This is a genomic window from Tenggerimyces flavus (assembly GCF_016907715.1).
Taxonomy (GTDB): Bacteria; Actinomycetota; Actinomycetes; order Propionibacteriales; family Actinopolymorphaceae; genus Tenggerimyces; species Tenggerimyces flavus.
On record NZ_JAFBCM010000001.1, the window covers coordinates 6,365,484 to 6,377,430 of the forward strand.

Sequence of the window (11,947 nt, forward strand, 5' to 3'; positions counted from 1 at the left end):
CACCGCGTCGCTGGGGGCCTGTTCGACCCAGCCCAGCTGGTGAAATCGCTGCCGGACGCGTTCCGCAAGCTCGACCCGCGCAAGATGATCAAGAACCCGGTCATGTTCGTCGTCGAGATCGGCGCCGTCCTGACCACGGTCTTCACGATCACCGACTCGTCCTTCTTCGGCTGGCTGATCGTTGCGTGGCTCTGGCTGACCGTGCTGTTCGCCAACCTCGCCGAGGCCGTCGCCGAAGGGCGCGGCAAGGCGCAGGCCGACACGCTGAGGCGTGCCAAGACCGAGACCGAGGCACGCCTGCTGCGCGGCCCTGCTCACAACGGGGTCGAGGAACGCGTCACCGCAACCGCCTTGCACGTAGGCGATCTCGTCGTCTGTGAGGCCGGGGACGTCATCCCCGGCGACGGCGAGGTCGTCGACGGCATCGCGTCCGTCGACGAGTCGGCCATCACCGGCGAGTCGGCGCCGGTCATCCGCGAGTCCGGCGGTGACCGCAGCGCGGTGACCGGCGGTACGAAGGTGCTGTCGGACCGGATCGTCATCCGCATCACCAGCGAGCCTGGCGAAACGTTCATCGACCGGATGATCGCGCTCGTCGAGGGCGCGGACCGGCAGAAGACGCCGAACGAGATCGCGCTCACGATTCTGCTGTCCAGCTTGACGATCATCTTCCTGCTCGCGATCGTCTCGCTGCAGCCCATGGCCGCGTACTCCGGCGACCCGCAGTCGATCGTCGTCCTCGTCGCCCTGCTCGTCTGCCTCATCCCGACGACGATCGGCGCGCTGCTGTCGGCGATCGGCATCGCGGGCATGGACCGGCTCGTCCAGCGCAACGTGCTGGCGATGTCCGGCCGCGCGGTCGAGGCAGCGGGTGACGTCTCGACGCTGCTGCTCGACAAGACCGGAACGATCACGCTCGGCGCCCGCCAGGCCGTGGAGTTCATCCCCGTCGGCGGTGTTTCGGCCGCGGACGTGGCGAACGCGGCCCAGCTGGCCAGCCTCGCCGACGAGACGCCGGAAGGACGTTCCGTCGTCGTGTTGGCCAAGGAGGGCTACGGTCTGCGCGGCCGGGAACTGCTCGGCAGCACGTTCATCCCGTTCACCGCGGAGAACCGGATGAGCGGCATCGACCAGCCCGACGGCCACCAGGTCCGCAAGGGCGCGACGTCCGCGGTCGTCTCCTGGGTACGCGAGCTCGACGGGATCATCCCCGAGGAGACCGCGGCCCGCGTGGACGAGATCTCCTCCTCTGGTGGTACGCCGCTCGTCGTCGGTGAGCGCCGGCACGGATCCGCCCGCGTGGTGGGCGTCATCCACCTCAAGGACATCGTCAAGGAGGGCTTGCGCGACCGCTTCGACGAGCTGCGCAAGATGGGGATCAAGACGGTGATGATCACCGGCGACAACCCACTGACCGCGGAGGCGATCGCTCGCGAGGCCGGCGTGGACGACTTCCTCGCCGAGGCCAAGCCCGAGGACAAGATGGCCTTGATCCGGCGCGAACAGGAGGGCGGAAAGCTCGTCGCGATGACCGGCGACGGTACGAACGACGCGCCCGCTCTCGCCGCCGCCGACGTCGGTGTCGCGATGAACACCGGAACGCCGGCCGCCAAAGAGGCCGGCAACATGGTCGACCTCGACTCCAACCCGACGAAGCTCATCGAGATCGTCGAGATCGGCAAGCAGCTGCTGATCACGCGGGGCGCGCTGACCACGTTCTCGATCGCGAACGACGTCGCGAAGTACTTCGCGATCATCCCGGCGATGTTCGCCTCCGTCTACCCCGGGCTCGACACGATCAACATCATGCGGCTGTCGACGCCGGAGTCGGCGATCCTGTCGGCGGTCATCTTCAACGCATTGATCATCATCGCGCTGATTCCCCTTGCGCTGCGGGGTGTTCGGTACAAGCCGACGTCGGCGGCGAACATGCTGCGGCGCAACCTGTGGATCTACGGGCTCGGCGGGATCGTCGTCCCGTTCATCGGCATCAAACTCATCGATCTGCTCATCTCGCTCATTCCTGGGATCGGGTGAAACACGTGCTCACCATTCGTCAACTCTGGCCGGCGCTGCGGACTCTGCTCGCCTTGACCGTGATTCTCGGGCTGGCCTACCCGTTCCTGGTCTGGGGTATCGGCCAGGTCGCGTTCCGCGACCAGGCCAACGGATCGCTGATCGAGCGAGAGGGGCAGGTCGTCGGTTCCTCGCTGATCGGGCAGAATTTCGAAGGCGAGGAGTGGTTTCACTCTCGTCCGTCAGCCGCGGGTGAGAACGGGTATGACGGCCTCGCTTCCGCGGCCAGCAACCTTGGTCCGACGAACGAAGACCTGCTCAAGACCGTCCAAGAACGCAAGGCGGCGGTCGCGCAGGAGAACGGCGTCCCGGAGTCGTCGGTGCCCGCCGACGCGGTGACCGCGAGCGGGAGCGGGCTCGACCCGGACATCTCCCCCGCCTACGCGGCGATCCAGGTCGAACGGGTCGCGCAGGCCAACGGCCTGGACGTCGCCCAGGTACGGCAGCTCGTCGCGGACCACACCAGCGGACGGGTCCTGGGCTTCATGGGTGAGCCGCACGTGAACGTGCTCGAGCTCAACCTCGCCCTGACCTCGGTTTCGGCGGGGTGAACCGCCGGATCCGGCGCCGGCGCGGGAGAATGGGAGGTATGGCGCGCGGGAAGCTCCGGGTCTACCTCGGTGCCGCGCCGGGTGTCGGCAAGACGTACGCGATGCTCGGCGAGGGACATCGACGGCTGGATCGTGGCACCGACATCGTCGTCGGCGTCGTCGAGTGCCACGAGCGCCCGCTGACCGAGGCCATGTTGGAGGGGCTGGAGGTCGTTCCTCGCCGGGAGCTCGAGTACCGCGGCCATACGTTCACCGAGATGGACGTGGACGCCGTCCTCGCCCGGAAGCCGCGGCAGGCGCTGGTGGACGAGCTCGCGCACACCAACGTTCCGGGCTCGCGGAACGAGAAGCGCTGGCAGGACGTCGAGGAGCTGCTGGACGCCGGGATCAACGTCATCACGACGGTCAACATCCAGCACCTGGAGTCGTTGAACGACGCGGTCGAGTCGATCACCGGCGTCAAGCAGCACGAGACGATCCCCGACGCGGTCGTCCGCCGCGCCGACCAGATCGAGCTGGTGGACATGTCGCCGGAGGCTCTGCGCCGCCGACTCGCGCACGGGAACGTCTATCCCCCGGAGAAGATCGACGCGGCGCTGGCGAACTACTTCCGGCCCGGCAACCTCACCGCGCTGCGCGAGCTCGCGCTGCTGTGGGTGGCCGACCGGGTCGAGGAGGGTCTGAAGAAATACCGGGCCGACCACGAGATCGACGAGTCGTGGCCGGCGCGGGAACGCGTGGTGGTCGCGATCACCGGCGGGCCCGAGGGCGAGACGGTGATCCGGCGCGCGGCGCGCATCGCCGCCCGAGGCGCCGGCGGTGAGCTGCTCGCCGTGCACGTCACGCGTTCGGACGGGCTGACCGGGGCGTCGCCGACAGAGCTCGCGCGGCACCGGCAGCTGATCGAGTCGCTCGGCGGCACGTACCACCAGGTCGTTGGCGACGACGTTCCCGAAGCCCTGTTGGAGTTCGCGCGTGGGGTGAACGCGTCGCAGCTCGTGCTGGGCAGCAGCCGCCGGCGTACGTGGCAGCAGTTCTTCGGCCGTGGTGTGGCTTCGGTGTTGACCCCGATGTCGGGCGACATCGACGTGCACATCGTCACGCACGAAGCTGTGGGGCAAGGCCGTTTTCCCACCCGGCGACGGACCCTCAGCCGCCGGCGGCTGTGGGCGAGCTGGATCCTCGCGTTCGTCGGGCCGCCCTTGCTGACGTTCGTCCTCGACCTGACCCGTGACCTGCACAGCCTGCCGACGCAGATGATGCTGTTCCTCACGCTGGCGGTGGGGAACGCGTTGCTGGGTGGACTCGCTCCGGCGGTCGTGGCGGCGGTCATCGGCTCACTGTTCCTGAACTTCTTCTTCACGCCGCCGTTCCACACGTTCACGATCGCCCAGCCGGAGAACGCGTTCGCGATCGGCATCTTCGTCGTGGTGTCGCTCGCGGTCGCTTCGTTCGTCGACCTCGCGGCGCGGCGTACGTTGCAGGCCGCGCGGGCTCGGGCGGAGGCCGACACGCTGTCGACGTTGGCCGGCTCGGTGCTGCGCGGCGAGCGTGGCGTGTCGGCGTTGTTGGAGCGGGTGCGGGAGACGTTCGCGATGTCGTCGGTGGCGTTGCTCGAACGGCCCGACGAGAACTCTCCGTGGCAGTGCGTCAGCAGCGTGGGTCCGGACCCGGCGCTGCAACCTCAGGCGAGCGACGTGGACGTCGCGGTGACGGACAATCTCGTGCTGGCGTTGCGCGGTCGGGTGTTGGAAGCCTCGGACCGGCGCGTGCTGGAGGCGTTCGCCGCACACGCCGCGGTCGTGTTGGAACGGCAGCGGCTCACGACCGAGGCCCGGTCGGCGCGGCAGCTCGCGGAGGCGAACCGGATCCGTACGGCCTTGCTGGCCGCGGTTTCGCACGACCTTCGTACGCCGGTCGCCGGGGTGAAGGCGTCGGTGGGGTCGCTCCGGCAGCCCGATCTGAAGCTCTCCGAGGCTGACCGTCAAGAGCTGCTTGCGGGCATCGAGGAGTCGGCGGACAAGCTGGATCGGCTGATCGCGAACCTGCTCGACATGAGCCGGGTCCAGGCTGGTGCGGTCACGCCACTGCTGCGGGATGCCAGCGTCGAGGAGGTCGTCGGTGCGGCGCTGCTGGGATCGAACCACGTCCCTGTCAAGCTGACCTTGCCGGAGGGGCTTCCTCCGGTGCGCGTCGATGCGGGGCTGGTGGAACGGTCGTTGGCGAACGTGATCGAGAACGCCGTACGGCACACGCCTCCGGGAGCGCAGGTCGTGGTTTCCGCTTCCTCGTTGAAGGATCGGGTGGAGCTGCGAGTGATCGACCGCGGGCCGGGGGTGCCGGACGAGTCGAAGGAGCGGATCTTCGAGCCGTTCCAGCGTACGGGCGACGCCCCGGACGGAACGGGCGTCGGGCTCGGGTTGGCGGTGGCGCGGGGCTTCGCGGAGATCCTCGGCGGGTCGTTGACCGCGGAGGACACGCCGGGCGGGGGCCTGACGATGGTGTTGTCGTTGCCGGCAGGAGGTGCGTCGTGAACGGCCCGCGCGTACTCGTGGTCGAGGACGACCCACAGCTCGCCCGGGCGTTGGCGATCAACCTGCGGGCGCGGGACTACGAGGTTGACCTGGCGCCGGATGGTCGTACGGCGTTGGATCTGGCCGCGCGCAAGCATCCCGCCGTGGTGATTCTGGATCTCGGGCTGCCGGATCTCGATGGTGTGGACGTGATCCGCGGGCTGCGCGGCTGGACCCAGGTGTCGATCATCGTGCTGTCGGCGCGGCATACGTCCGACGAGAAGGTGACGGCCCTGGACGCCGGGGCGGACGACTACGTGACGAAGCCGTTCGGCATGGACGAGCTGCTGGCCCGCCTGCGCGCCGCCGTACGCCGTGGCCTGCCGTCGTTGGAGGACGCGATCGTCGAGACGTCCTCGTTCACCGTGGACCTCGCGGCCAAGCGGGTCCTGCGCGACGGCGCCGACGTCCGCCTGACACCGACCGAATGGCACCTGCTGGAGGTGCTGGTGCGGTCACCGGGGAAGCTGATCGGCCAACAACAGCTGCTGCAGGAGGTGTGGGGGCCGGGCTACTCGACCGAGACCAACTACCTGCGCGTCTACCTGGCCCAACTGCGCCGCAAGCTCGAGCCCGACCCCTCGCACCCCAAGCACCTGGTCACCGAACCCGGCATGGGCTACCGCTTCGAGCCCTAGCGCAGAGCCCGGCGGAGCAGCGTCGAGATGACCTCCACGACAAGCACGATCGCGAAGACGGGCAGCACGATCGCGGTCACGACGTCGTAGTTCAGCGCTCGGATGTGCTGGCTGAGCGCGTACCCGAGGTCGCCCGCGCCGACGATGCCGAGGACGACGAACGCGCGGAGGTTCACGTCGAGCCCGTACAGGATCGTCCCGGTCAACGTCGGCGTCAGGTGCCCGAGCAGCCAGGTCGTCAACAGCTGCGTGCGATTCGCCCCGGCCGACGCGAGCGCCTCGCGGGTGCCGTACGGGATCTCCTCCGCCGCGTCCGCGACGAGCTTGCCGACGAACGCGGTCGTGAACACCGCCAGCGCGCAGGTCGCCGCGACCGCGCCGAGCGCGAGCCCGAACGCGGCGACGAAGACCAGGATCAGCAGCAGGTCAGGGATCGACCGCAGCGTCACCAGCACCGTACGGGCGACGGCCACGACCCGCGGCGGCGCGACACCATGCGCGGCGAGCAGCCCGAGCGGGAGGCCGAACAGCACACCCAGCGCAGTCGCACCAAGAGCGATCGCGCACGTCTGCACCAGCCCGGCGAGCAGGATGGGCTGGATCGGGGCGAAGTTCGGCGGCCAGAACCGCCCCAGAGCGTCGAGAGTCCCCACCACGGTCTGCCAGAGCTCGGCCGGTCCCGCGCCCACCTGCCACGCCGCGAGCAGGACCAGCAGCAGGCCGAGCCAGCCGGCGACGTGGGTGACCGTACGCGGGCGAGTCCACGGCACCGTCGTTCCCCGAATGGGCAGACGACCACGCTGCGAAGGAGCACGCACCAGCAGCGACCGCAGCAGGACCGCGACGCCCTCGACGACCAGGACCAGCGAGACCGTGACGACCGCGATGCCCAGCGCCTCGCGGTAGTCGGTGAACCCGAACGCGGTCTTCAGGTCCAGCCCGAGTCCGCCGGCGCCGACCGCGCCGAGCAGGACCGACTGCCGGAAGTTGATGTCCAACCGGTACAGCACGGTGGCGGTGAACGCCGGCACCACCTGTGGGAGCACGCCCGCGACGAGCCGCTGCACCGGACCGCCGCCCGTACTGGCGAACGCGTCGCGAACGCCGTCGTCGGTCCGGTCGATCGCCTCGGAGAACAGCTTGCCCAGCATGCCGATCGAGTGCAGCCCGAGCGCGAGCACACCGGGCAGCGGACCGATGCCGATCGCCGCGACGAAGAAGACCGCGAACACGACGTCCGGGATCGCCCGGCACGCGACGATCACGGCCATCGCCGCCGAACGGATCGGGCGGTACGGCATCGTGGCCGCCGCGGCGAGTACGCCGAGTAACGCGCCGAGGATCGCGCCGAGTGCCGTACCCGCGAGAGCCATCCAGATCGTCTGCAAGGCGTGGCTCGCCGTGAGCATCGGGTCAGCCAAAGTCGGCGGCCAGGCCCTGACCAGCAAGGCCATTCCGGCCTGCGCGCCCTCGACCAGGCTGGCCGGGCTCGGGCCGACCAGCGAGAGCGCCGCCAGACCGAGAATCGCGAACGACAGCGGGAAGATCCACGCGAGGACGCGGCGCGTGGTCGTTGTCGCGTTCCTCGCCGGGACCGGAAGGTCGAGCGTCGTCATGCCGAGGAGGGCGCGGGCTCGGTCGCGTAGATGCGCGTGAGCCGTTCGGCGTCGAGCTTGGCGGTGAGACGGTCGAGGACGACGAGCCCGTCCCGCAGCGCGACGACGCGGTTGGTCCAGCCGAGCGCGAGGTCGACCTGGTGCAGCGTGCAGATGACCGTGAGCTGGTCTTCGAGGCAGATGCGGAACAGCACGTCCATCACGTTCGCGGCGGTCTCGGGGTCGAGCGACGACACCGGCTCGTCGGCCAGAACGAGCTCGGGCTGCTGCATCAGCATCCGGGCGATGCCGACGCGTTGCTGTTGGCCGCCGGAGAGGTTCTGGGCGCGTTCGTACGCGCGGTCGGCGAGGCCGACGCGATCGAGGCAGACCAGCGCGGCCTGCCGTTCGGCGCGCGGCCAGGTGATGATGCCGTACCTCGGGCCCTTGACCCGGCCGAGCCCGCCGACGAGAACGTTCTCCAGCACACTGAGCCGGCCGATCAGGTTGAACTGCTGGAACACCACGCCGACGCGGCGGCGGAGTGCTCGAAGCTCGGCGCCGCGGGCGGCGGCCACCTCGACGCCGAACACCTTGATCTGGCCGCTGTCCGGGCGGTTCAGGGCGTTGAGGTGTCGGAGCAGCGTCGACTTGCCGGAGCCGGATCGGCCCAGCAGGCCGACGAGCTCGCCCTTGCGTACGGTGAGGTCGATGCCGTCGCAGGCCCTTATGCCGCCGTACGTCTTGACGAGCGCGGACACCTCGACGACGGCCGGTGCCTCGACCTGGGTGTGCGGCTCCGTGGCCTGAGTCGTCATGCCAGGTGTCAGCTCTGCTTCGTGCACGAGCTGTTCTTCGTCGCCGCGCACACGTCGCGGACGGAGTCGAAGACCTTGTCCTCGACCGGCGCCAAGCCCCAGACCGCCGGGTCCGAGGTGATCGCGCAGTCGTCGGCCTTCGCACAGATGCCCTGCTTCACCAGGCTGTCGACGGTCGCGTCCTTGCTGAGCGCGTCCGTCAACTTCTGCTTGACATCGTCCGGGAGATCGGTGCGGATCGCGATCGGGTCGTTCGGAATGGGATCGGACTTCCAGATCACCTTGACGTCGCCGGCCTTGATCACGTTCTTGTCGATCAGCGTGTGGTCGACCATGTTGTCGAACGCGAAGCCGGCCTCACAGGTGCCGGACGCGACGGAGGTCACCGAGTTGTCGTGCCCGCCAGCCATCACCGGCTGGACGTCCTTCTTCGGATCGATGCCCTTGGACAGCAGCCCGGCGCTCGGGAACAGGTAGCCGGAGGTCGAGCTCGGGTCGACGAAGCAGACCTTCTTGCCCTTGAAGCCTTCCAGGCCAGTGATCTTGCTGTCCTTCCCGACGATCCCGTAGCTCTGGTACGTCGGGGGCATGCCCTTCTCGATCGTCGACGCGACCGGCGTGATCTTGGCGCCGTTGTTGACCGCGAGGACATACGACAGCGGTCCGAACTCGGCGATGTCGATCTTGCCCGACACCATGCCCTCGATCACCGCGTTGTAGTCGGTCGAACGGACGACGTTGACCTCGCGGCCGGTCTTCTCCTCGATCAGCTTCGCCAGATTCTCGTAGCTGACTGTCGGATCGACGTTCTGTTCGGCCGGAATCGCCGCGAGCGTCAACGCGTCGCCCCCGCCCGAGCTCGCGTTGTCACTTGCGCAGCCCGCGGCGGCGCCAGCGAGGAGCAGGGCGGCGGCGGCCAGCAGGAATGCCTTGGGTGCGGTCACGCTCCCCAACGTTCGGCCGCCCGAGGAGAGGCGGAGCGAGCAGCGGTGGTCCGTTCACTGACCGGCAGGTGAACAGCCGGCAGGCCCTGGTCAGGTCGAGGCCGGCTGGTGGGACTCGTACCGCCGCAGCCACTCCGCTCGGACCTCCGGCCGATGGGCCGGCTGGACGCAGAACTCGTTGCCTTCCGGATCGGCCATCACCACCCAGGCAACGTCGCCCTGGCCGACGTCGACGTGAGTAGCGCCCAGCCCTTCGAGGCGGGCGACCTCCGCGGCCTGGTCCTCGGGGCGCAGGTCGAAGTGCAGGCGGTTCTTGCCCGCCTTGGGCTCCGGCACCTTGATGAACAGCAGGTCGGGCACCACGCAGTCGTCGCGGCTGCCTTCGTGCGGCTCGACGACCCACTCGGGATCCTCGGCCTGGCTGATCACCCAATCCAGTGCTTCCGCCCAGAACCTCGCCAGTCGTCCCGGATCGCCGGCATCGACAACCAGTGCACCCATTCGCAGTCCCATGTGCTCACCCTAGGTGGCAAAGATGGGCAGTCGTTGCCCATGCCCGGCGCGCCGCCGGATACCTAGGCTGGCGGCATGAGCATCACGATGCGAGAGCTGCTGTTCGGGGCCGTCGACGAGGTGCGGCGGGAGCCGACCGAGTGGCGGTTGCGCGTGCGGTTCGGCGACACCGAGATCGTCGACACCACCAAGGCCGTCCTGGTGTGGGAGCCGCGCCGTGTCGTGCCGTCGTACGCGGTGCCGCTCACCGACCTGCGCGTCCCGCTCGCCACCAGCCAGGAAGCGCCGCCGGCCGATCCGGGCGGTCTGCTGCACCCCGGCATCTCGTTCGCCGTGCACTCGGCCAAGGGCGAGTCGTTCGACGTCGTCGTCGGCGAGACGACGCTGCCGGCCGCCGCGTTCCGCCTCGAGGACAGCCAGCTCGACCAGCACGCGGTGCTCGACTTCGACGCGTTCGACGCCTGGTACGAAGAGGACGAGCTCCTTGTCTCGCACGCCCGCGAGCCGTACCACTGGGTGCGGACCCTCCCCAGCTCCCGGCACGTCCGGATCGAGCACCACGGGATCCTCATCGCCGAGAGCACGAGGCCGACGTTCGTGTACGAGACCTCGCTGCCGGTGCGCTACTACCTGCCGCGCGAGGACGTCGTCGCCGACCTCACGCCCAGCAGCACGAGGACGGCCTGCGCGTACAAGGGGCACGCGAGCTACTTCTCCGCTCCCGGACTCACCGACATCGCGTGGAGCTACCCCGAGCCGCGCAAGCAGGTCGCCGACCTCGCCGGGCTCGTCGCGTTCTACGACGACCTGCTCGACGTGTACGTCGACGGCGTACTGCGCGAGAAGTCGAACTCCGTGCTCGCCAAGCTCCTCTTGGACGAGTTCGCCGTCCACACCGCTCCGGCCTGACCGACTTCCCTCACCGGGACGGGGTTTGGGTGGCTTCTGCCACGTTAGAAACCCCGGTTCGGCAAGGGAAGTGGCGGCGGTTGTGGATGGCGACCGAGGGTCTTGCGCGTCGGCTCTCGCAGCTTTCCCCCACGTTCGGCACCCGTTCACCGGCGGCCCCGAGCGTGGTTGTCATGACAACCGCGCAGCGGTATCTCGACATCGCCGACGAGCTGACGGCCGAGCTGGCCCGCGCTCCGGTCGGCGAACGGGTGCCGAGCGAGCACGCGGTCGCGGCCAGGTTCGAGGTGAGCCGGCCCACGGCGCGGGCGGCGCTGCAGGAGCTCGAGCGCCGGTTCCTCGTCCGCCGCGTGCGCGGGCTCGGCACGTTCCGCCGCAGCCGGATCACGTACGTCATCTCGGCGAACGACCCGCCCTCGTTCCACGAGACGGTCAAGAAGGCCGGCGCGATCCCGCACACCAGGCTGCTCTCCTGCACCACCCGGCGAGCCGTCGAACGCGAACGCCACCAGCTGCAGCTCGACGGCGGCACCGCCGTCTGGGTGGTGGAGCGGTTGTTCGAGGTGAACGGCGAGGTCGCCGGCTTCGCCACCAGCGTGCTCCCCCACAACCTGCTGCCCGGCTTCGCCCGCGCGCTCGCCGACGACGGATCGCTGTTCGCGACACTCCGCCGGAGGTACGGCTTCCTGCTCGTCCGCTCCCAGTACCGGCTCGGCTTCGACGTGCCCTCCGAAGTCGTCGCCGGTCATCTCACCGGCGGCGACCGCGGCCCACTCTGGCTCGCCGAGAGCGTCAACCGGGTCGCCGGCGACAGCGGTCGCCGCATCGAGTACTCGCGTACGTACATCCGACCGGAGGTCCTCGACGTCGTGTTCGAGCTGGACGAGAGCCGATGACGTTCACCCCTGACCAGCGCGCGGAGCTGTTGGCCGCCGCCTCTCCGGACGAGGTCGTCCCGGTCGCCGAACGACTCGTGGAGAGCGGCGTCCTCGGCGACGTCGCCGTCCTCGCCGGGCCTGAGATCGGCATGGTGATGATGCAGGTCCGCGAACCCGTCGTCGAGGAACGGTTCTATCTCGGCGAGGTGCTCGTGACGAGCTGCACGGTCGAGGTCGCTGGCGCGACGGGCTGGTGCGTACGCGCCGGCGACGACCGCGTCGCGACGCTGGCCGCCGCGCTCCTCGACGGAGCGGCGGCCGCCGCACTGCCGGCGGCAGCCGAGGTCGAGACGTTGTGCCAAGCCGTCGCGGACCGCCGCGAACGAGCCCTCGCCGCCGAGTGGGCCGCGTTGGAGCCGACCATCGTCGCGTTCGAGGAGCTGACCTGACCG

Annotated in this window: 11 protein-coding genes; 7 read left to right on the top strand and 4 right to left on the bottom strand. The window is 69.4% G+C overall.

Features of this window, described 5'->3' with window-relative positions; all coding sequences use genetic code 11:
- Positions 1-18: 18 nt before the first annotated feature.
- From kdpB to JOD67_RS29920, 4 genes are read left to right on the top strand one after another with little or no spacing between them, the layout of a single operon-like run.
- Positions 19-2,037: a potassium-transporting ATPase subunit KdpB gene (kdpB, locus tag JOD67_RS29905; protein ID WP_275577562.1), complete on the top strand. Its 2,019-nt coding sequence runs from the start codon at positions 19-21 to the stop codon at positions 2,035-2,037.
- Complete coding sequence (gene kdpC / locus JOD67_RS29910) at positions 2,034-2,627, top strand: K(+)-transporting ATPase subunit C (protein WP_205121043.1); 594 nt, start codon at positions 2,034-2,036, stop codon at positions 2,625-2,627. Before kdpB ends, kdpC begins: the two co-directional genes overlap by 4 nt.
- Positions 2,628-2,665: 38 nt before the next feature.
- Complete coding sequence (locus JOD67_RS29915; RefSeq protein ID WP_205121044.1) at positions 2,666-5,161, top strand: DUF4118 domain-containing protein; 2,496 nt, start codon at positions 2,666-2,668, stop codon at positions 5,159-5,161.
- A complete protein-coding gene (locus JOD67_RS29920; protein ID WP_205121045.1) occupies positions 5,158-5,838 on the top strand; it encodes a response regulator in 681 nt (226 codons plus the stop codon). The genes JOD67_RS29915 and JOD67_RS29920 overlap by 4 nt, the downstream gene beginning before the upstream one ends.
- On the opposite strand, the gene JOD67_RS29925 is transcribed toward JOD67_RS29920, so the two are convergent.
- The 4 genes from JOD67_RS29925 to JOD67_RS29940 form a co-directional block, all read right to left on the bottom strand.
- The gene (locus JOD67_RS29925) at positions 5,835-7,454 is read right to left on the bottom strand and encodes a PhnE/PtxC family ABC transporter permease (RefSeq protein WP_205121046.1); all 1,620 of its coding nucleotides are present in this window, start codon (positions 7,452-7,454) and stop codon (positions 5,835-5,837) included. The genes JOD67_RS29920 and JOD67_RS29925 overlap by 4 nt on opposite strands.
- On the bottom strand, positions 7,451-8,251 hold the full coding sequence (phnC, locus tag JOD67_RS29930) for a phosphonate ABC transporter ATP-binding protein (protein WP_205121047.1): 801 nt from the start codon (positions 8,249-8,251) through the stop codon (positions 7,451-7,453). The genes JOD67_RS29925 and phnC overlap by 4 nt, the downstream gene beginning before the upstream one ends.
- An 8-nt stretch (positions 8,252-8,259) precedes the next feature.
- Complete coding sequence (locus tag JOD67_RS29935) at positions 8,260-9,195, bottom strand: phosphate/phosphite/phosphonate ABC transporter substrate-binding protein (RefSeq protein WP_205121048.1); 936 nt, start codon at positions 9,193-9,195, stop codon at positions 8,260-8,262.
- Between the two features lie 90 nt (positions 9,196-9,285).
- Positions 9,286-9,708 (bottom strand): VOC family protein, encoded by a 423-nt coding sequence (locus tag JOD67_RS29940; RefSeq protein WP_205121049.1) that lies wholly within the window; start codon positions 9,706-9,708, stop codon positions 9,286-9,288.
- A gap of 75 nt (positions 9,709-9,783) precedes the next feature.
- Between JOD67_RS29940 and JOD67_RS29945 the strand changes: the two genes are divergently transcribed.
- The 3 genes from JOD67_RS29945 (at position 9,784) to JOD67_RS29955 (ending at position 11,944) form a co-directional block, all read left to right on the top strand.
- The gene (locus JOD67_RS29945) at positions 9,784-10,617 is read left to right on the top strand and encodes a DUF427 domain-containing protein (RefSeq protein WP_205121050.1); all 834 of its coding nucleotides are present in this window, start codon (positions 9,784-9,786) and stop codon (positions 10,615-10,617) included.
- Between the two features lie 173 nt (positions 10,618-10,790).
- Positions 10,791-11,513 (top strand): GntR family transcriptional regulator, encoded by a 723-nt coding sequence (locus JOD67_RS29950; RefSeq protein WP_205121051.1) that lies wholly within the window; start codon positions 10,791-10,793, stop codon positions 11,511-11,513.
- Complete coding sequence (locus tag JOD67_RS29955) at positions 11,510-11,944, top strand: phosphonate C-P lyase system protein PhnG (protein WP_205121052.1); 435 nt, start codon at positions 11,510-11,512, stop codon at positions 11,942-11,944. The genes JOD67_RS29950 and JOD67_RS29955 overlap by 4 nt, the downstream gene beginning before the upstream one ends.
- The last annotated feature ends 3 nt before the right edge of the window (positions 11,945-11,947 follow it).